16 protein-coding genes are annotated in these 19,575 nt (G+C 68.9%); 9 read left to right on the top strand and 7 right to left on the bottom strand.

All coding sequences use genetic code 11. The features are described 5' to 3' along the window. Nucleotides 1–42 precede the first annotated feature (42 nt). From WBA97_RS39550 to WBA97_RS39540, 3 genes are all read left to right on the top strand, one after another. A complete protein-coding gene (locus WBA97_RS39550) occupies nt 43–846 on the top strand; it encodes an alpha/beta fold hydrolase (RefSeq protein WP_424236287.1) in 804 nt (267 codons plus the stop codon). Next, the gene (locus tag WBA97_RS39545; RefSeq protein WP_424236331.1) at nt 846–2,075 is read left to right on the top strand and encodes a PP2C family protein-serine/threonine phosphatase; all 1,230 of its coding nucleotides are present in this window, start codon (nt 846–848) and stop codon (nt 2,073–2,075) included. The genes WBA97_RS39550 and WBA97_RS39545 overlap by 1 nt, the downstream gene beginning before the upstream one ends. A 158-nt stretch (nt 2,076–2,233) precedes the next feature. Continuing rightward, complete coding sequence (locus WBA97_RS39540; protein ID WP_424236285.1) at nt 2,234–2,992, top strand: endonuclease/exonuclease/phosphatase family protein; 759 nt, start codon at nt 2,234–2,236, stop codon at nt 2,990–2,992. 60 nt (nt 2,993–3,052) lie between these two features. Here WBA97_RS39540 and WBA97_RS39535 read toward each other — a convergent pair whose 3' ends face one another. Further along, complete coding sequence (locus tag WBA97_RS39535) at nt 3,053–3,538, bottom strand: carboxymuconolactone decarboxylase family protein (RefSeq protein ID WP_424236283.1); 486 nt, start codon at nt 3,536–3,538, stop codon at nt 3,053–3,055. 293 nt (nt 3,539–3,831) lie between these two features. On the opposite strand from WBA97_RS39535, the gene WBA97_RS39530 reads away from it, so the two are divergent. Together WBA97_RS39530 and WBA97_RS39525 are read left to right on the top strand one after the other, a co-directional pair. Then, the gene (locus WBA97_RS39530) at nt 3,832–4,467 is read left to right on the top strand and encodes a hypothetical protein (protein WP_424236281.1); all 636 of its coding nucleotides are present in this window, start codon (nt 3,832–3,834) and stop codon (nt 4,465–4,467) included. Nucleotides 4,468–4,708: 241 nt separating this feature from the next. Then, on the top strand, nt 4,709–6,049 hold the full coding sequence (locus WBA97_RS39525; protein WP_424236280.1) for an endo-1,4-beta-xylanase: 1,341 nt from the start codon (nt 4,709–4,711) through the stop codon (nt 6,047–6,049). An 82-nt stretch (nt 6,050–6,131) separates the two neighbouring features. Here the strand turns inward: WBA97_RS39525 and WBA97_RS39520 are convergent, their stop codons facing one another. The 3 genes from WBA97_RS39520 to WBA97_RS39510 form a co-directional block, all read right to left on the bottom strand. Next, the gene (locus WBA97_RS39520) at nt 6,132–6,776 is read right to left on the bottom strand and encodes a lytic polysaccharide monooxygenase auxiliary activity family 9 protein (protein WP_424236279.1); all 645 of its coding nucleotides are present in this window, start codon (nt 6,774–6,776) and stop codon (nt 6,132–6,134) included. A 30-nt stretch (nt 6,777–6,806) separates the two neighbouring features. After that, complete coding sequence (locus WBA97_RS39515) at nt 6,807–8,180, bottom strand: glycoside hydrolase family 6 protein (RefSeq protein WP_424236278.1); 1,374 nt, start codon at nt 8,178–8,180, stop codon at nt 6,807–6,809. A 333-nt stretch (nt 8,181–8,513) separates the two neighbouring features. Continuing rightward, nucleotides 8,514–9,443: a glycoside hydrolase family 6 protein gene (locus tag WBA97_RS39510; RefSeq protein WP_424236277.1), complete on the bottom strand. Its 930-nt coding sequence runs from the start codon at nt 9,441–9,443 to the stop codon at nt 8,514–8,516. Between the two features lie 201 nt (nt 9,444–9,644). Here WBA97_RS39510 and WBA97_RS39505 point away from each other — a divergent pair, with 201 nt between their 5' ends. Further along, a complete protein-coding gene (locus tag WBA97_RS39505; protein WP_424236276.1) occupies nt 9,645–10,625 on the top strand; it encodes a LacI family DNA-binding transcriptional regulator in 981 nt (326 codons plus the stop codon). Nucleotides 10,626–10,745: 120 nt separating this feature from the next. Next, a complete protein-coding gene (locus tag WBA97_RS39500; protein WP_424236275.1) occupies nt 10,746–11,108 on the top strand; it encodes a hypothetical protein in 363 nt (120 codons plus the stop codon). 52 nt (nt 11,109–11,160) lie between these two features. On the opposite strand, the gene WBA97_RS39495 is transcribed toward WBA97_RS39500, so the two are convergent. Then, entirely contained in the window at nt 11,161–12,978 is a 1,818-nt protein-coding gene (locus WBA97_RS39495; protein ID WP_424236274.1) for a PQQ-dependent sugar dehydrogenase, read from the bottom strand. A gap of 43 nt (nt 12,979–13,021) precedes the next feature. Next, the gene (locus WBA97_RS39490; RefSeq protein ID WP_424236273.1) at nt 13,022–15,619 is read right to left on the bottom strand and encodes a glycoside hydrolase family 9 protein; all 2,598 of its coding nucleotides are present in this window, start codon (nt 15,617–15,619) and stop codon (nt 13,022–13,024) included. Between the two features lie 199 nt (nt 15,620–15,818). Between WBA97_RS39490 and WBA97_RS39485 the strand changes: the two genes are divergently transcribed. Beyond that, entirely contained in the window at nt 15,819–16,865 is a 1,047-nt protein-coding gene (locus tag WBA97_RS39485; protein ID WP_424236272.1) for a lytic polysaccharide monooxygenase auxiliary activity family 9 protein, read from the top strand. A 28-nt stretch (nt 16,866–16,893) separates the two neighbouring features. Here WBA97_RS39485 and WBA97_RS39480 read toward each other — a convergent pair whose 3' ends face one another. Then, nucleotides 16,894–17,319, bottom strand: coding sequence for a hypothetical protein (locus tag WBA97_RS39480; RefSeq protein ID WP_424236271.1), 426 nt, complete (start codon nt 17,317–17,319; stop codon nt 16,894–16,896). A gap of 282 nt (nt 17,320–17,601) precedes the next feature. Between WBA97_RS39480 and WBA97_RS39475 the strand changes: the two genes are divergently transcribed. Next, a complete protein-coding gene (locus WBA97_RS39475; RefSeq protein ID WP_424236269.1) occupies nt 17,602–19,557 on the top strand; it encodes a glycoside hydrolase family 9 protein in 1,956 nt (651 codons plus the stop codon). Nucleotides 19,558–19,575: the final 18 nt, after the last annotated feature.

Below are 19,575 nucleotides of genomic sequence, written 5' to 3'. Positions count from 1 at the left end.
AGCCTGCGAGCGTAAGAGACGAATCGTGGCAGGATATGCCCGGTGAACGTGCGTAGCAGGAACAACGTCACGGTGCTCGGCCAGGATGGGCCCACCGTGCTGCTCGCACACGGTTTCGGTTGCGACCAGAACCTGTGGCGGCTGGTCGCCCCGGCGCTGGCCGAACGGTTCCTGGTGGTGTTGTTCGATCATGTCGGTGCCGGCAGGTCGGACCGGTCCGCATGGTCGGCGCGGCGGTACGCCACGCTCGACGGGTACGCCGCCGACGTCCTGGACATCTGCGCCGAGCTGGACCTGCGCGAGGTGGTGCTGGTCGGTCACTCGGTGTCGGCGATGATCGCGGTCCTGGCGGCCAACCGGGACCCGTCACGGTTCGCGAAGCTCGTGCTGTTGACGCCGTCGCCGCGCTACGTCGATGACGGCGACTACCGCGGCGGGTTCAGCCGCGCCGACATCGACGAGCTGCTCGAATCACTGGACAGCAACTACCTTGGCTGGTCCGCGATGATGGCCCCGGTGATCATGGGCAATCCCGGCAGGCCCGAGCTCGGCGCGGAGCTGACCGAGAGTTTCTGCCGCACCGACCCGGCGATCGCGCGGGTGTTCGCGCAGACGACGTTCCTGTCCGACAACCGCGACGACCTGCCGAAGGTCACCGTGCCCACGCTGGTCGTCCAGTGCAGGCAGGACGCCATCGCCCCGCCGGAGGTCGGCCGGTACGTGCACGAGCGGATCCGTGGCAGCGCACTGGTGACGCTGGACGCGACCGGGCACTGTCCGCAGCTGAGCGCGCCGGAGGCGACCGCGGCGGCGATCACCACGTTCGCCGAGGCGAGCCCGCCGTGATGTGCGGGGCCGACAGCGAAGCCGACAGTGAGGACACCGACGAGGTCTCCGGCGGCGCGAACCCCGCGTTCTCGGCGCTGCTCGAGGACAGCCCCGAGGACCTCTACGAGAACGCGCCGTGCGGTTACCTTTCGACGTTGATGGACGGCACGATCGCGAAGATCAACACGACGTTGCTCACCTGGCTCGGCTACCGGCGCGACGACCTGGTGGGACGCCAACGGTTCACCGACCTGCTGACCGTGGGCGGCCGGATCTACCACGAGACGCACATAGCGCCAACGCTCCGCATGCACGGTGAGATCGGTGGCCTCGCACTGGAACTGCGGACGGCCGACGGTTCCCGGCTGCCGGTGCTGGTGACGTCGGTGGTCAAGTCCGGTCGCGACGGCACGGCTCAGCTGATCCGTACGACGGTCTTCGACGCCCGCGACCGCCGCGCCTACGAACAGGAGCTCCTCCGGGCTCGTCAGGACGCCGACCGGGAACGCGACCGGGCCAAGAAACTCGCCGCCACGCTGCAGCGCTCCCTGCTCCCGCCCGTGTTGCCCCCGGTCCCGGGGATGGACGTCGCCTGCTACTACCACCCGGCCTCGGCCGATGACGTCGGCGGCGACTTCTACGATCTGTTCCCGCTGGCCGGTGACACCTGGGGGTTCTTCCTCGGCGACGTGTCCGGCAAGGGCGCCGAGGCGGCCGCCGTCACCTCCCTGACGCGCTACACCCTGCGTGCCGCCGCCACCTCCGACCCCGATCCCGTCGCCGTGCTGCACATCCTCAACCGAGTGCTCCACCACGAGTACCACGGCATCGACCCACGTTTCTGCACTGTCATCTACGGCCTGCTGGTCCCCGACGCGAACGGCTGCGCCATCACCCTGGCCAGCGGCGGGCACCCGCCTGCCGTACTGCTTCGGGCCGGTGACACCCCCGAGTTCTGCCCCACCCCCGGCGGACAGCTGGTCGGCGTGCTGCCCGCCGCCCGGTTCAGCAGTGCCGGGCTGCGCCTTGGCACCGGTGACACCTTGCTGCTCTACTCCGACGGCCTCACCGAGGCGCGTACCCACGGCCGCGACCGGTACAGCGAAGAACAGCTCCTCGACTTCCTGAGCACCACCGCTCCCCGATCCGCGACCGAGACGATCGCCGAGGTGACCGGTCTGCTGACCCGGTTCGGCGACGGCGTCGACGACGACACCGCCCTGCTCGCACTGAGCATTTCGCACTGAGCATTTCGCACTGAGCATTCCCACCAGGGAAGGCAACGAGCAGTGACCGACTTCGCCGCGACCGCCGCACTCCAGGTGCTGGGACTGTCAGTGAAAAACTTCCCGTCGGCGCTTCGCGCGTGCTTGCCACTGCGAGATCGTTCTGCTTGTGTGGGACGGTGCGCTTCCTCACCCGGCTCGTCGCCGTGCTGTCGTTGGTCCTGTCCGGAATCGCGATCGTCTCGCCTGCTTCCGCGGCCACCACTGTGAAGGTGTTGCAGCTCAACATCTGCCACAGTGGAGCGGCAGGCTGCTACACCGGCGAGGCGGTGATGACCAAGGCCGTGGCGGTCATCTCCTCGACGAGACCGCAGGTCCTGTCGGTCAACGAGGCCTGCTCGGGCGATGTCGAACGGCTGCGCGCGGCGATGGGCGCGGCGCTGACGCGGTTCGCGGCGGCGCAGCGTCCCGACGGCTCGCCGGTGACCTGCTCGAACGGCCAGCAGTACGGAAACGCCATCATGGTCGCGGAGGCCCTCGCCGGTGGCGCCGGCGTGAGCGGCCGCTACACCGCCCAGGACGGCAGCTCCGAGTTGCGGGTGTGGGCGTGTCTGCCGGCCGGAGCACTGAGCGCGTGCACGACGCACCTGTCCGCCCGCAGCGGAACCACGGCACTGGCACAGTGCCGGGAACTGATGACGCGTGCGGCCGGCTACACGGCCGAGGGCCCGGTCGTCGTCTCCGGCGACCTCAACCTGCGCTACCAGGGGAACCCGGACGCGCAGGACTGCAACCGGTCCGGCTTCTACCGCAAGGGCGACGGCAGCGTGCAACATGTCTTCGCCTCGACGAACCTGACCTTCGTGAGCACCTCGAAGATCGACATGGCGGGCACCACCGACCACCCTGGCTTGTTGGTCACCGTCACCATGTCCTGACGCGGCCCGCGCCCGGCCAGGATCGGCTGATCCTGGGCCGGGCCGGGATTCGCCCGCCGGTCAGCTGATCGCGGCGGCGAACATGCCGGGCTCGTAGGAACCACCCTTCTGGTGCGTGATCACGGCGAGCCGGTTGGCCGCGTTGATCATCGCGACCAGGCAGACCAGCGCGGCGAGCTGGTCGTCGTCGTAGTGCTTGCGCAACTGGGCCCACGTCTCGTCGGACACGCCGTCGTCGGCGTCGGCGAGCCGGGTCCCCTCCTCGGCGAGCGCCAGCGCGGCCTGTTCGGCCTCGGTGAACACGGTGGACTCGCGCCATGCGGCGACCAGGTTGAGCCGCACCGCGGTTTCGCCGGCGGCCGCGGCTTCCTTGGTGTGCATGTCGATGCAGAATCCGCAGCCGTTGATCTGGCTGGCGCGCAGGTTCACCAGCTCCTGTGTTGCCGCCGGCAGCGACGACTGGCCGATCACCAGGCTCGCGTTGGCGAACCGCTTCGCGAACTTGGCACCGATCTCGTTGGTGAGCATGTCGAGGCGGGGTTCCATGACGTCGTCCTCACTCGTGGTGTTGCGTGCTGCTGCACTGACGAACACGAGATGCCGGCGACTCGGTTCGTGTGACACCCGCGGCTCGTGACACGCGCCACCGTGCCCTCGGCTCTGGTGCCTCGTCCAGGTGGATTGGGGTGGTTATCGGTGGATCCCGGTGTTCGCTGGCAAGGCGCCGGAAGGTCCTCGTACCGGGTTGTACTTGGGCCTTTCGGCAACGCGGCCAGCGGGCGGCGGGGCCGCCGAGAATCGTGCCGATCCGCCTGGACGGGGCACTAGGCTTACGTGCCGTGGCCCCTTCGCTGACCGGCACCGCCCTGGACGAGGCGGTCGAGCTCACCCGCACCGGTGACGTGTGGCTGTTCCGTGGCAGCACCGCGGCGGACCGCACGATCCGGTTGACCACCAACAGCCCGGTCAACCACGTCGGCATGGCGGTCGTGATCGAGGACCTGCCGCCGCTCATGTGGCACGCCGAGCTCGGCCGGTCCCTTCGCGACGTGTGGACCGGCGACCACCACCGCGGTGTACAGCTGCACGACCTTCGTGAGGCCGTGGTGCAGTGGACGACCCGGTACCGGCAGCGGGCGTGGTTGCGCCAGCTCGAACCCCCCGCGGACCGCGCGATGGAGGACGCGGCGCTGCGGGCCGTGGCCCGGCTCGACGGCACGCCGTTCCCCTCGACCGCGCGGCTGTTCTCCCGCTGGCTGATCGGCCGCGCGCCGATCCCGCGCACGCCGACCTCCGACGCACAGCTCGAGACCGCCTACTGCGCGGAGGTCGTGGCGCTCACCTACCAGGAGATGGGGTTGCTGCCCGCCCGCCGCCGCGCCAACTGGTACGACCCTGGCCGCTTCTGGAGCGGCGACGACCTTGAGCTCGAGCACGGCGCCCGCCTCGGCACGGAGATCGCCGTCCGAACCTGACCGGTAGTTTCACGAAAATTTCGAAATACGGCGACCGCTCACGATTTCCGCCGTCGAGCGAACATGCCTTTTCACAGTGCCCGAAACTTTCCGATAATTTTCCGGAAATCAGTCATTGACATGACTTCCCTGGCCCACGCACAATCGAAACTGCTGTAGCCGATCGCGATCGATTCGTCGCTCAGCGTCGCGCGGAACCGCATTTCAGGTTTGGTCACATACAGCCAGGAAACGAGCAGACATGATCAGTAGATCCCTGCGTGCCACCACCAGGAAGGCCTTGGTGCTCGCCGCCGCGGGTGCCATGGGCCTTGCCGGCGTGGTCGTCCTGTCCGGGACGGCCAGCGCCGCGACCACCCTCGGGGCCTCGGCCGCCGAGAAGGGCCGGTATTTCGGCACCGCTGTCGCCGCCAATCATCTCGGGGAGTCCGATTACGCCAATGTCCTGAACACCGAGTTCAGCTCCGTCACGCCCGAGAACGAGATGAAGTGGGACGCTCTCGAGCCGAACCGCGGCTCGTTCAACTTCGCCAACGCGGACCGCATCGTCAGCCACGCACGCGGACGGGGCATGAGCGTGCGCGGTCACACGCTGGTATGGCACTCGCAGCTGCCCGGGTGGGTCGGCGGCCTCGACGCGACCAACCTCCGGTCGGCGATGACCAACCACATCAACCAGGTCATGGCTCACTGGCGCGGCCAGATCCACTCCTGGGACGTGGTGAACGAGGCCTTCGAGGAGAACGGCTCCCGCCGCCAGTCACCGTTCCAGCAGCGGCTCGGCAACGGCTTCATCGAGGAGGCGTTCCGCCTCGCGCGCGCAGCCGACGCGAACGCGAAACTCTGCTACAACGACTACAACACCGACGGCCAGAACGCGAAGAGCAACGCCGTGTACGCGATGGTGCAGGACTTCAAGAGCCGCGGCGTGCCGATCGACTGCGTCGGTTTCCAGTCGCACTTCAACGCCCAGTCCCCCGTGCCGTCCGACTACCGGGCGAACCTGGCTCGCTTCGCGAACCTCGGCGTCGACGTGCAGATCACCGAGCTTGACATCGAGGGGTCCGGCACCGCGCAGGCGAACAACTTCCGCTCGGTCACCGAGACCTGCCTGAACGTCTCCCGCTGCACCGGCATCACCGTGTGGGGCATCACCGACAAGTACTCGTGGCGGCCGAACGGAACCCCGCTGCTGTTCGACTCCAACTACGGCAAGAAGGCCGCGTACACCGCGGTGCTGAACGCGCTCAACGGCGGCGAGACCGATCCGCCGGACGAGCCGCCGACCGGCAGCGGCTGCACGGCGACGGTCTCGACCAACCAGTGGCAGGGCGGCTTCGTCGGCACCGTGAAGGTCACCGCGGGCGCCACGGCCGTCAACGGCTGGGCGGTCGCGCTCACGCTGCCCTCCGGCGCGGTCATCGTGAACTCCTGGAACGCGAGCCGGTCCGCGAACTCCGGCGCGATCCGGTTCGGCAACGCCGCTCACAACGGCGCCATCGCCCCTGGCCAGTCGACCGAGTTCGGCTACCAGGGCACCGGAACCGGCACAGGAGTGACGCCCGTCTGTACGGCGTCCTGACCGGAACGTCCGCGGTACTGACATAGTGCGACGGCCACCTTCCCGCCACAGGGCGGGAAGGTGGCCGTTCCATGTGGACTACTCAGCCGGTGAAGTTGACGTCACTGCAGAAGTAGTACGACTGATCCAAGTGGCTTGCCTGCCAGATGGTGTACACGATGTGCCTGCCGGTGCGGCTGCCCGCGTTGACCGGGATCACCGTGTTGTTCTGCGGTGGCGTTCTGCCGACCTCGGTGACGAGCTCGAGGTCCGACCAGCGCAGTGCCTGCGTGGTCGGGTCGAAGCCCTGTCTGGTGATGTAGACCTTGTAGTAGTCCGCGCCGTGCAGGGCCTGGTCGTAGACGTTCACCGAGAAGTTCCTCGGCTTGTCGGTCGCCTCCCAGTCGCCGACCGTGTCCAGCGCGGCGTATCTGCCGCTCTGGGTGCGGCCCGCGGAGCACAGCTGACCGTCCGGGATGGCGCCCTGGTGGTTGCCCGCGACGTTCTCGCGGTACAGGCCGTTCCAGTTCCACATGGCGTTCGAGTCGGCCTGCCAGGCCTGCCAGCACATCGGGTCCTCGGTCGCCATGTCGGGATTCTGGAAGTCGTCTCCCCAGCGGTCCCAGCAACCGTAGTTGCGCGACGGCGGGTCGGTCGCGTTGCCGTGGGCGGTGGCGGGCAGCGCGCCCGCGACCATCATCGCGGCGACGGCGGAGAGAACGGCCGCGGTGCGGAGTCGGATGGACATGTCTTCTCCTTCTCGCTCAGAAGTGATCGCTCACAGCGGCGGATACGCGTTCTGCATCAGCTGCTGGAACTGGGCGGAGAACCAGTGCCCGGACAGCGGGGCGTCGGGCAGCGAACCGGACGGGTTGTTGCCGTTGAGCGGGTTGCCTCCGTAGGTGGGGTCGCACATCCGGTCGAAGCCCTTGCCCTCGTCGTTCGGGATCTCCTCGCTCGCGCCGTCGGACTCACCCGGCGGCTTCACCCACACGTACGCGTCGATGCCCGACGCGGGTGCGGCGGTCGGCCGCTCGCCCAGCCCGGCACCGGACTGGTTGCACCAGTTGCCCGCGTGGATACGACGGTCGACGCGGCCATCATTGATGTACTCGTCCACGTTCGTCTGCGGACCGGGACCGCTCGGGCGGGCGCTGCCGCCCCAGCCGTTGCGCGAGGTGTCGATCAGCATGCCGATGTTCGATTCGAACCCGGCCTGGATCAGCCGCTGCCGGAACGCCTGCGTGAACGACAGCTCGTCGACGTAGCGGTTCCAGTCGATCCACTTGGACTGGCGGACCGACGTGCCGTTCACCGAGTCGTTGATGGTGAAGTTCGGCTCGCGGATCGGCGAGTAGTTCGCCGTGTTGGCGATGAACCCGTGCACGTTGGCGGTGGTGCTGCCCTGGGCCTTGGCGGCCTGCGCGAACAGGTCGGCCGACGCGCCGAAGTTGTCGTCCCAGCCGAGCCAGCCGTGGTGCGCGGCGTCGATGTAGTTGTAGACGTTCCCCACCGCGCCGAACTTCGCGAGCGCGTAGCCGATGCCGTTGACGTAGTTTCCGTTCTGCTTCATCACGTCACACGCCGGCACGGCGGTCGGCCTGCCACTGGTGTTGGTGACGAGGTTGGGCAGCGAGTCGATCTCGACGACCGTGACGATCCGCAGGTTCGCGTACGCCGGGTCGGCGACGATCTCCGCGATCGGGTCGATGAACTCCGACTTGTACCTCGGCAGCTCGTCCGGCCCGAGCTCACCGTTGGACGCCAGCGCGGCGCAGTCGCGGCCGGGCAGGTCGTAGACGACGAGCTGGATCACGAGCGGCTGGCCACCGGACTGGCTCACGGCCTCGTCAAGGTGGTCGCGCAGGCCCATGCCGCCGTTCACGCCCTCGATGGCCGCGATGCGGTCGAGCCACACGGCGGTCGGCTGGTTCGCGATCCGGCTGCCGCCCGGCTCTGCGGCGGCCTTCGCGGACCACTCGGGGTTCACGTAGACCCCGGCACCGGCGTAGGGGTTGTCGACGCGCGCGGCTGGCGCGGCCGACGAGGCGGTCGCGTGGCCGAACAACGACACCGACGCCAAGGCGACGGCGACGGCCACGCCGCGGATCAACCCCTTCCCGGGGGCGCCTCGCACAGAGGCAGAACGCATGATGACTCCTTTGTCATGTTCATTATCGGGGAGTATTTGGGAACGCTCCCAGCACTGGACTGTAACGGTGCAGTCCGCGACCGTGAAGGCCGTTCGGCCGTCCGTGACTCACTACGGATACGGACGGTTATTAACTTGCCTGGTAAGACCTTTTTGCCTTGCTCCGTTCAGGAGTCGTTCAGTGCCAAGCGCGTACGGTGCGAGGGTGCCAGCCGCCACAACGGCCGTTCGCCTGGTGATCTTAGGCCGATCGTGCGAACTTCGTGAATTTCTTGCCGAATGAAAATATCGGCGGACGCCCGAAGGCATCCGCCGATATTTTTCGTGGTTATTTCAGGAAGTGGCGAGTTCGTACGCGCGCTGCGGCACGAACTGCCCCGCACCCGCGATGCAGCCGTCGGCCTCGCCAGGCAGTTTCACCCACAGGAACGCGTCGATCTGCCCGTCACCCGTGTTGGTCGTGCTTGCCGTGCCGACGCGCCTGCCCGGCGGGTCGCACCACTCGCTGCCCGATGGCCCGTTGCCGTTGCGGCTGGTGTCCACGACTGCAGCCAGCCTGCCGTCGCCGACGCCGCCGAGGACCGCCTTGGCGAAGGAGACCTCGTCGGCCGTGGCGCGGTAGTTGGACACGTTGGTGGAGATGCCGTCGGCACTGGCCGAGATGTCCGCGGCCCGCAGGCGTGCGGCGGCCTCGCCAGGCGACAGCCACGCCGAGTGCCCGATGTCGAAGTACACCTTGGCCGACGCCGACCCCGCCTTGAGCCGCTTCCCCGCGTACGCCATGGAAGCGCTGGTCTCGGCCTGCTGGCCGGCGTCCTGGCAGCTGGTCATGAGCGGCAGCACGTCGGGCTCGAGCACGATGTACGCCGGGCGCCCCGCGAGCCCCGCGGCCACCTCGTCGACCCACGCGCGGTAGGCGGCGTGCGACGGCGCGCCGCCGGAGCTGGCGCCACCGCAGTCCCGGTTCGGGATGTTGTAGACGACCATGATCGGGATCTGGTTCGCGGCCGCCGCGGCGCCGACGAACCCGTCGACCTCCCCGCGCACCGTGCTGGTGTTGGTCGTGGTGAACCACCGCGCGGCGGGCACGGCGGCGATCCGGTCGCGGATGACCGCGGCCCTGCTGTCGTTCGGGTTGGCGGCGACCCAGCGGGCCGCGTTGGTCTGGGGGTCCACGTAGAACCCCGTCGGCGCGGCCTGCGCCGGGGTCACGGGGACCAGTGCGAGCGTGGCGATCGCCACCACCCATTTCCTGAGCACCATCCATACCTCCGGAGATAATCCGAGCAGATCAGGATGGGAGCGTTCCCAAATACAAGCGCTTCCTCAGTGTGGTTGGTCCGCCACGGCCCGTCAAGCCGCCACCATCTGGGAGGGCTCCCAGTATCATGTCGGAATGCGGGAGTGTGCGGGGTGAACGAAGGCAGAAGGTCACGGGCGAGTGGGCGCCCGACCCTCGAACAGGTGGCGACTGAGGCGAACGTGTCACGCGGGACGGCGTCCCGCGTGGTGAACGGCTCGCTCGAGGTGAGCCCGTGGGCGCTCAAGGCGGTGCAGGACGCGATACGCAAGCTCGGGTACGTGCCCAACCAGGCGGCACGCAGCCTGGTCACCCGGCGGTCCGACACGGTGCTGCTCGTGGTGTCCGAGTCCGAGGACCGCGTGTTCGGCGAGCCGTTCTTCGTTGACCTCGTGCGCGGGCTGAGCCAGGAGCTGTCCTCGACTCCCCTGCAGCTCAACCTGATGATGGCCAACACGGCGCGCCAGCACGGCAAGGTCGAGCAGCAGGTCAGGAACGGACACGTCGACGGCGTCATCCTCATCTCGCTGCACGGTGACGACCCGCTGCCGAGAAACCTGGTGACCGCCGGTGCGCCGGTGGCGCTGAACGGCAGGCCGATCGCCGATGTCGGGGCGGCACCGTACGTGGACGCCGACAACGAGTCCGGCGCGCGGACGGCGGTGGAGTACCTGTACCGGCAGGGCCGCAGGCGGATCGCGACGATCACCGGACCGCAGGACATGGCGGCGGGCATCGACCGGCTCGCCGGCTACCGCGCCGCGCTACGCGGCAAGCGCGGGGTGACCCGCCTGGTCGCGGCCGGTGACTTCGGCCAGGCCAGCGGCGAGGCGGCGACCAGGGAGCTGCTGGCGAAGGACCCGGAACTCGACGCCGTGTTCGCGGCGAGCGACCTGATGGCGGCGGGCGCACTGAAGGCTCTCCGCGCGGCTGGCCGCCGCGTCCCGGACGACGTGGCGGTGATCGGGTTCGACGACTCCGACCTGGCCCGCAACACCGACCCGATGCTCACCAGCGTGAGCCAGCCGATCCAGCAGATGGGCCGTGAGCTGGCGAAACTCCTGATCACCCAGCTACGCGACCCGGAGACGAAGCTCAGCCCGGTGATCCTGCCGACGGAACTGGTCTGCCGAGAGTCGGCCTGAGATGGCGGAGGGAGCGCTTTCCCCGGCATGAAAGCGCTGTGAAAGCGCGATGGCGACCCTTGGAGTGTCTCCGGCAATGGGGGGACCGGCGAACGCCGAAGCACTCGAAGGGGTACCCGAATGATCAAGAAGGCAGCACTCACCGTCGGCGCGTCGCTCGCGCTCGCCATGGCAGGCGCGGCGTTCGCCGCGCCGGCCGCCTACGCGGACAGCAGCGCCTCGACCACTGGCGCCAGAGCGACCTTCACCTCTCACGGCGAGATCTTCCGCCTGTACGACACCGCATGCGACGGCAACCCCGTGTACCTGGTGTACAAGATCAACGGGGGCAGCGAGAACCGGCACGACTTCAGCGGCGGCTGCGACAAGAGTGCCGAGTACAACAAGTCCTACGCCGAAGGCGCCAGGGTCGAGTACAAGGCATGCGTGAACATCAAGCCCGGTGTCGACCGGTGCTCGGGCTGGTCGACCGACACCGCCTGACCAGCTGGCCCGCGTGGGCCGCCGACTGGGGGTCGGCGGCCAACGCGATCAGTCAGTCGAGCGCTGCCGCCAGCGCCGGGTACCAGACCGACGCGATCTTCCCGTCGCCGGACGCGTTGGGATGCACCCCGTCGTAGGTGTCGCTCGCGGTGGAGAACCCGGTCCACTGGTCGACCACGGTGACCGGCGACGCGGCCGTGCTCAGCGACGCGGCCCAGTCCGGAATCGCCGCGTTCAGCGCCTCGACCCGCGCACCGCACTCCGCGCACCCGGCCGGGTTCATCGGCAGGATCTGCGCCACCAGCACCGTCACCTCCGGGTTCTGTGCACGCATCTGCGACACCAGCGTCGTGTAGGCGGCCAGAATCGACTCCGTCGACCGGTTGCTCCACACGTCGTTGGTGCCGAAGTGCATCACCACCACGTCCGGATCCGAGGCAGCGAGCCAGGGTGGCAACAACCCCTGCGCAGCGACGTCGGTCACCAGCACACCCGGGTGCCCTTCGTGCTCGCCGTCGTAGTCGAACCCGCAGCCCTGCGGCGACTGGGTGCCGACGAAGTCGATGTCGGTGTACCCGTTGTTGCGCAGGCGGTTCCACAGCAGCGCACGCCAGCACCCCGGCGAACTGGTGATCGAGTCGCCGAGTGCCATGATCCGCACCGGTTCCGTCGGCGCCACCCGTTCGAAGGACACCTTGAACAGCCGACCGGGCAGGTCGTTGACCACGTACAGTTCGCCGCGCGCGTCGGTGCCAAACGACGTGACCTGGATGGGGAATTCCCCGATCGTGCCGTTGGTGTACGTGCCGTCGGCGTTGGCGCGGATCGCCCACGCCGTGTTCGAGCAGTAGTCGGTCGCGACATAGGTGCCGCCGACGAGGTCCGCGTACTGCGACCCTCGGTAGACGTGGCCGCCGATCACCGCGCAACCCTCCAACGAGGACTGGTACTCGAACACGGGATCGGTGTACTCGACGTCCGGGTCGCAGCGTTCCGGCAGGAACACGGTCGTGCCCTCGCGGCAGGACCAGCCCAGGTTCGCGCCGCCGTCGTCCTGGCCGAGGTGGTCGATCTCCTCGCGGGTGCCCTGGCCGACGTCGCCGAGCCACAGCGAGCCGTCGGCCGGGTCGAGCGAGAACCGCCAGGCGTTGCGCACGCCGGACACCCAGATCTCCGGCCGCGCGCCGGGCACCCCGACGTACGGGTTGTCCCTCGGCACGCAGTAGGACCTGCCGCGGCACGTCCGGTTCACGTCCAGCCGGACGATCTTCCCGAGCAGTGTGGACAGGTTCTGGCCGGTGCCGTTCGGGTCGCCAGCGCTGCCGCCGTCGCCGAGCACCCAGTACAGGTACCCGTCCCGGCCGAACGCGACGTGCCCGCCGTTGTGGTTGCCGAACTCCGCGTGTGCCTGGGTCAGGATCACCCGCTCGGCGGCCGGGTTACCGAGCGGCACACGGGAGAGCGTGAGTGCGCCGTCTGGCAGGCTCGTGTACGCGATGTAGACCATCTTCGTCCACGCGAAGTCGGGCGCGGGCGTGATGCCGAGCAGGCCGCGTTCGTTGCCGGAGACGTCCACCCGGCCGCTGATGTCCAGCACCGGGTCGGGCGCCAGGCCGGTGTCCGGATGGTACGCGCGGACCGTGCCCTGTTTCTCGGTGATGAGCAGCCTGCCGTCGCCGAGCCCGGTGACGGTGGTCGGCCGCTTCAGCCCCGACGCGACCTGGGTGGTCGCGACGGTGACGTCCTCGAAGGGGACGGCGGCGGGTGCCACCGTTGGTTGCCCGGCGGGTTCCGCGGCGGCCGTGAGCGTGGACAGGCCGATCACGGCGCCCGCGGCAACGCCGAACAGGCGACTGCGTAGTCGCGACATCGTCGAACTCCTCGCGATGGGAGGGACATGGCAGGGACACCGCTCAAGCGGTCGTGCACGCCTGTCCGTTGACCTTGAACGCGGCGGGCGGCGTGTGGGTGCCGGTCTTGGTCGCGTTGAACCCCGCGGTCACCGACCCGCCGGGTGCGACACGGGTGTTCCACTGGAGGTTCCTGGCCAGCACCGACCGGTCCGTCTGTGTCCACGTGGCACTCCACCCCTGCTGGACCCGCTCGTCACCGGAGAAGGTGAACTCCAGCCGCCACTCGTCCCACGCCGTGGTACCCGTGTTCGTGATGGTCAGCTGCGCGGTCAGGCCGGTCTGCCACGTCGACGCCGAGTACCCGACCTTGCAGCCCGACGGCGGCGTCACCGGCGGCACCGCGCGCTCCGCCGTCCAGTTCGACAGCCACGCGAGCGCCGAGTTCCAGTTGACCGTCACCTCGTTCAGCGAGTACGCCTCGATGTGGTCGACCCAGCACCGCTGCGGCGCGCACCCCGGCAGCAGCCGCTGCGCGACCGGGTCCTGCAGCGCGCTGTTGGGCCCGCCGGACAGCGCGCCGGGCGGCGCGGTCGGCAGGGACGGGTCCAGCTGGTTCGCCCAGTGCCGGTGGTGCACGTTCCGCACCGGCTGGTCACCCCAGCCCGCGACGTAGGAGTGGTCGACCGGGTTGCGGCCGAGCAGGTAGTCCATCGCGGCGAAGGCGCCGTTGCGGTACTTCGGCGTGCCGGTCAGGTCGTAGGCGAGCCCCAGCACCACGCCGTTGTTGGCGACGAGGCCGTTCGAGCCCCACTCGTACCCGCCGTCGGCGGTCCGGTACGGCGCAGGGTGGCCCATGGCCGCCATGTTCGCGAGGTGCGTGTCCGCCGTCGAGACGATCGCCGCACGGATCGTGTCCGTCGACAGGTCGCGCGGCACCAGCAGCAGCGTGATGTCGCCGAGCGCACCCGTCGCGGCCCAGTCGAAGCCGCGTACGCCGATGCTCTCCCCGCCGAACAGCGGGGATCCCGTCACGTCCGCGCGGTACCGTCCCGTGGTCGCGAACAGTTCAGCGGCCGCCCAGTAGAACTCGTCGGTCACCGTGGGATCGCTGTACGCGCCACCGCCGGTGCCGTCGTTCGGGTCGGCGAGCCGGTCCGGGTTCGCCTTCGCGGCCGCGTACGCCTTCTCCGCCGCGGCGAGGGTGGCGGCCGAGAACTCCGCGTCGTACGGCGCCCACAACCGGGACGCCTGCGCCGCCACCGCGGCCAGGTTCAGCGTCGCCGCCGTGCTCGGCGCGGACAGGCGCCGGGGCTGCGCGTCCTCGTGCGGCAGCGTCGGCAGGCCGGTCCACTGCGCGTCGTGGATCTTGTGGTGGGCCATGCCCGCGAGGGGCTGCCCGTCGGGGACCTGCATGCTCAGCAGGAACTCGACCTCCCAGCGTGCCTCGTCGAGCACGTCCGGCACGCCGTTGGACTGCTCGGGGATGGCGAGGGTGCCGTCGCCGAGCGCGGCCTCGTCGCCGAGCACCGCGGCCCGCTCGAAGCTGTTCTGCAGCTGCCACGCGGAGATGCCGCCGTTCACCACGTACTTGCCGTGGTCGCCGGCGTCGTACCAGCCGCCACGCACGTCGAGGGTGTACCCGCAGTTCAGGTCCGCCCGGCACGGCACGTCGTCGTCACCCTGGTTCGGTGCCACGTTCACGTGCCCGGCAGGCCGCGCGTACTCGTCGCCGACGTACCGCGCCTCGATCGGGGTGCCGCTGCGCTGGTGGTAGAAGAACGCGAGCGAGTCGTACCGCAGCCCGGTCATGGCGGTCGCGGAGATGTCGAACGGGTGGCTCACCTCGTCGCCGACCTTCAGCGTGTAGCCGCTGCCCTGCTGGTCGTAGGCGGAGAAGTCGATGACGTGGAGGTTCTCGTCCGACGCCGCGTCGTGGCCCTTCGGCGTGGTCTGGCCGGTGGCGACGGACGCGCCCGCGCCGTTGCGCAGGGTCCAGGCGAGCGGGGTGGTCGCGTCGGTCGCGAGGCTCGCCTGCTTTGGCAGGCCCGGCACGTAGCCGACCTGGTTCACCCGCAGCGGCGCGGCCGGTTCCAGTCCCGGCGGCGGTAGCACGCCGCCGACGAGCGACACGTTGTCCACGCACACGGTGTTGTCGAACGACTGGCCGCCGAACCAGAACGCGAACTGCCCGTTGCCTGCCGCCGGGAAGTCCAATGTGGACTCGAAGGTGAAGGTGAAGGTCTGGCTGGTCGGCGTGACGGTGACGTCGGTGCGCGCGATCTGCCGGTACGGCTCGACGGCCTCGCCCGCGACCGCGGAGATCGGCTGCGCGACGGTCGACCGCGCGTCGAAGGTCAGCGTGTAGGACTGTCCTGCCTCGTAGGGCACGCCGTTCTGGCCGGACAGCGCGTCGTATCCGTTGGCCGTGCCGCCGGTGACGTCGACGCAGTACTCCCCGCCGGTCACCGCGCCGCTCGTGTTCGCACCCGTCCACCACGGATCCGCGGCACCGGAGGAGAAGGCGCCGTTCACGATTCGCTCGTACTCGGCGGCGGGCGCGGCGGTCTCGGAGAACGCGGACGGCGCTCCCGGAGCGACCGCGACAACCGCGATGACGACAGCTGGCAGCAACGCACGCCGCCAATTCTTGATCACCACGTCGTGATCCTTTCGCAAGGTCAGTACTTTGGGAGCGCTCCCACAATGTAACGCGACACATGACGCCTGGGAAGTCCGTCACACAGAATGACGTTGCCCCGGAAGTTTCTCACTCGTTTGGTCTCGTTCGCCCGATGTGCGACCCGCGCTATGGTGCCGAGACTGGGAGCGCTCCCAGTGCTGTAAGAAAGAAGGCACCATGACACGCAGAAAGGCAATGACCGCGGTCCTTGCCGTCGTCACCATGATGGTGGCGGGGCTGGTGACCGCGACACTGAACGCACCACCGGCGTCGGCACACGGCGCGATGATGAAACCGGGCGCCAGGACGTTCCTGTGCTGGCAGGACGGGCTGTCGCCGCAGGGCAACATCGTGCCGAAGAACTCGGCATGCAAGGGAGCCGTCGCGCAGAGCGGGGACAACTCGCTCTACAACTGGTTCTCGGTCCTCCGCTCGGACGGCGCGGGCCGCACCGAGGGGTTCATCCCCGACGGCCAGCTCTGCTCGGGCGGTAACCCGAACTTCTCGGGCTACGACCGCACAGGGAACTGGCCGGAAACCCACCTGACGGCCGGCGCGTCGTTCAACTTCTCCTACAACGCGTGGGCCGCCCACCCGGGCTGGTTCTACGTGTACGTGACCAAGGACGGGTACGACCCGAGCCGGGCACTGCGCTGGGACGACCTCGAGGACCAGCCCTTCCTCACGGTCGACCACCCAACGGTGACCGGCAGCGTCGGCAGCGTCGACGGTCAGTACAAGTGGACCGGCAACTTCCCGTCCGGCAAGTCGGGCAAGCACGTCATCTACTCGGTCTGGAAGCGGTCCGACAGCGCCGAGACCTTCTACGGTTGCTCGGATGTCGTGTTCGACGGCGGCAACGGCGAGGTCACCGGTGTCGGCGAGGTCGACGACCCGACCGACCCGACAGACCCACCGAACGGCGCGTGCACCGCGTCGTGGGCCACGACCGGAAGCTGGAACGGTGGCTACCAGGCGGACGTGACCATCAGGAACCCGGGCACGTCGGCCCTGTCGAGCTGGCGGGTCGGCTGGACGATCCCCAGCGGGCAGACGATCAACAGCGTCTGGAACGGCACGCTCACGACCTCCGGCACGCAGGCCACCGTGAGCAACGTGGGCTGGAACGGGGCGATACCACCGGGCACCACCCGGACCTTCGGCCTGAGCGCCAACGCGACGGGTACCACCACCGCGCCGGCACTCTCCTGCTCGAGTCCCTGACAGTCACGGCACCATTGGAGCGGCGGCTTCAGTGGTGTCCGTGCTCCGGGTTGGCGAACACACAACCCTCGACGTCCGCTGGCCTCTGGTGCACCTGCGGATCGAGGTAGTCACACCGGAAGTAGTACAGCCCGAGCTTACTCACCCCGAGAAAACCGGCGGAGACCGCGAACCCGTTGCCGAACGCGAAGGTCGGCCCGTCGGCGATCTCCCCCGCCGTCATCCCGGCATGCCAGGATTCCTGGAATTTTCGCTGCTCATCGCCACTGAACAAGATAAGTCCGACCACCGGAAATTCCGGGGACACCCGGCAGGTGGCCCATTCGGCCACGTACGGCTCGAAGCGCGCGGCGATGTCCGGACCGACGAACCCGCGCAGCTCGCCGATCTCCTTGAGGGTCACCTCGTCGCAATCCCCTGCGGTGTCGTCGATCCAGTCGACCAGCTCGTCCATTGTGGCCAGGTGCGCGCCGAGTGACCCGGCGCCCCGGGTGGCCGTCGGCCCCGGCGTGGCACAGCCCGCGAGCAGGCCCGTGGAGATCAACAATGCGGTGACGAGTCGCCTCATGCCTTTCTGCTCTACTCCGAAATTGCTCGGTCCACAACACTCTGAGCGGCCCTTACTCATCGAACATTGTCGCCTTCCCACTGATGGCGGAATCGGCCCTTCCCAAATACGACGATCCGGCGTTACGCTTCTGGGAGCGCTCCCAGCCCTCAACGAGGAGGCAACTCAGTGCGCAACCCTGCTCCCCTGCTCGCGGCCATGGCCGTGCTGACCGGCATCGTTGTCGCGCCGGCCACCGCCTCAGCCGACGCCGCACCGGCGTTCAACTATGGCGAGGCGCTGCAGAAGTCGGTGCTGTTCTACGACGCGCAACGCTCCGGCGACCTCGGTGCGGACAACCGCGTGAGCTGGCGGGGCGACTCCGCACTCACCGACGGCGCCGACGTGGGCCTCGACCTGTCCGGCGGCTTCTACGACGCCGGTGACCACGTGAAGTTCGGGCTCCCGTTCAGTGCCAGCATGACCATGCTCGCCTGGGGTGCGCTGGAGGAACCGGCCGCCTACCAGCGGTCCGGCCAGCTCGCGCCGCTGAAGGCGAACCTGCGCTGGGGCATGGACTGGCTCGTCCACGCACACCCCCAGCCGCAGGTGCTGTACGGGCAGGTGGGCAGCGGCAACGCCGACCACCAGTGGTGGGGCCCGGCCGAGGTGATGCCGATGGCCCGGCCGTCGTACAAGATCGACGCGGGCTGCCCCGGCTCGGACCTCGCCGGTGAGTCCGCCGCGGCGATGGCCGCCTCCTCGCTCGTGTTCGCCGACGACCCGGCGTACGCGAACACCCTGCTGACCCACGCCAAGCAGCTGTACACCTTCGCCGACCAGCGGCGCGGCAAGTACAGCGACTGCATCACCGACGCGGCGAACTTCTACCGCTCGTGGAGCGGGTACGTCGACGAACTGGTGTGGGGCGCGATCTGGCTCTACCGGGCGACCGGCGACCCGGCCTACCTCGCGAAGGCCGAGGCCGAGTACGACAACCTCGCCAACGAGCAGCAGACCACCACGAAGTCCTACCGGTGGACGATCGCGTGGGACGACAAGTCCTACGGCACCTACGTCCTGCTCGCCGAGCTGACCGGCAAGGACAAGTACGTCACCGACGCCAACCGCTGGCTCGACTACTGGACCACCGGCTACAACGGCCAGCGCGTCCGCTACTCCCCCGGCGGCCAGGCACACCTCGACACGTGGGGCTCGCTGCGGTACGCCGCCAACACGGCGTTCGTCGCGCTGGTGCACAGTGAGAACGTCACGGACCCGGAACGTAAGGCCCGCTACCACGACTTCGGTGTCCGACAGATCGACTACACGCTCGGCGCGAACCCACGCAACGCCAGCTACCTGGTCGGGTTCGGGCAGAACCCGCCCCGCAACCCCCATCACCGCACCGCGCACGGCAGCTGGACCGACAACCTCCAGCAGCCCGCGCAGAGCAGGCACGTGTTGTACGGCGCACTCGTCGGCGGCCCCGGCCAGCCCAACGACTCCTATGTGGACGATCGGCAGGACTACGTCGCCAACGAGGTGGCGCTCGACTACAACGCCGCCTACACCGGTGCCCTCGCGAAGCTGTACGACGAGTTCGGTGGCTCCCCGCTGGCGAACTTCCCGCCCGCCGAGAGCCCGGACGGCCCGGAGATCTACGTCCAGGGCGCCGCCACCCAGCAGAGTTCGACGTTCACCGAGGTGAAGCTGTACGTGGTGAACACCTCCGCGTGGCCCGCCAGGGCGCTGACCGGCGGAAAGGTCCGCTACTACTTCACGCTCGACGGCACGACGACGCCCGCCCAGCTGACCGTCACCACGAACTACAACCAGTGCGGTCCCGCGTCGGCGCCCAAGCAGCACAGCGGGAACGTGTACTACGTCGAGATCGCGTGCCCGGATCCGATCGCACCGGCGGGACAAAGCCAGCACCGCAAGGAGATCCAGGTTCGCGTCACCAGCGGTGGCACGTGGGATCCCGCGAACGACTGGTCCTACACGGACCTGCCATCGGGTGGCGCCCAGCCCGCGACCACCGATCGGATCGTGCTCACTGACGCGGCCGGCACCGTTCTGTGGGGTAGGGCCCCGAACGGTGCTCTCTCTGAGTCGGCGCCCGGTGGTCCCTCCTGGCGCTGACCGGCCTGGCGGGGCGGC

It is taken from the genome of Actinophytocola sp. (assembly GCF_049647105.1).
Lineage (GTDB): Bacteria > Actinomycetota > Actinomycetes > Mycobacteriales > Pseudonocardiaceae > Actinophytocola.
This window is presented reverse-complemented; position numbering and strand designations above follow the sequence as displayed.

Bases quoted from the DNA above. Each gene is read 5' to 3' on its own strand.
- WBA97_RS39545 (WP_424236331.1), top strand. From the start codon at position 846: ATGTGCGGGGCCGACAGCGAAGCCGACAGTGAGGACACCGACGAGGTC.
- WBA97_RS39535 (WP_424236283.1), bottom strand. From the start codon at position 3,538: ATGGAACCCCGCCTCGACATGCTCACCAACGAGATCGGTGCCAAGTTC.
- WBA97_RS39525 (WP_424236280.1), top strand. From the start codon at position 4,709: ATGATCAGTAGATCCCTGCGTGCCACCACCAGGAAGGCCTTGGTGCTC.
- WBA97_RS39520 (WP_424236279.1), bottom strand. From the start codon at position 6,776: ATGTCCATCCGACTCCGCACCGCGGCCGTTCTCTCCGCCGTCGCCGCG.
- WBA97_RS39515 (WP_424236278.1), bottom strand. From the start codon at position 8,180: ATGCGTTCTGCCTCTGTGCGAGGCGCCCCCGGGAAGGGGTTGATCCGC.
- WBA97_RS39510 (WP_424236277.1), bottom strand. From the start codon at position 9,443: ATGGTGCTCAGGAAATGGGTGGTGGCGATCGCCACGCTCGCACTGGTC.
- WBA97_RS39500 (WP_424236275.1), top strand. From the start codon at position 10,746: ATGATCAAGAAGGCAGCACTCACCGTCGGCGCGTCGCTCGCGCTCGCC.
- WBA97_RS39495 (WP_424236274.1), bottom strand. From the start codon at position 12,978: ATGTCGCGACTACGCAGTCGCCTGTTCGGCGTTGCCGCGGGCGCCGTG.
- WBA97_RS39485 (WP_424236272.1), top strand. From the start codon at position 15,819: ATGACACGCAGAAAGGCAATGACCGCGGTCCTTGCCGTCGTCACCATG.
- WBA97_RS39480 (WP_424236271.1), bottom strand. From the start codon at position 17,319: ATGGACGAGCTGGTCGACTGGATCGACGACACCGCAGGGGATTGCGAC.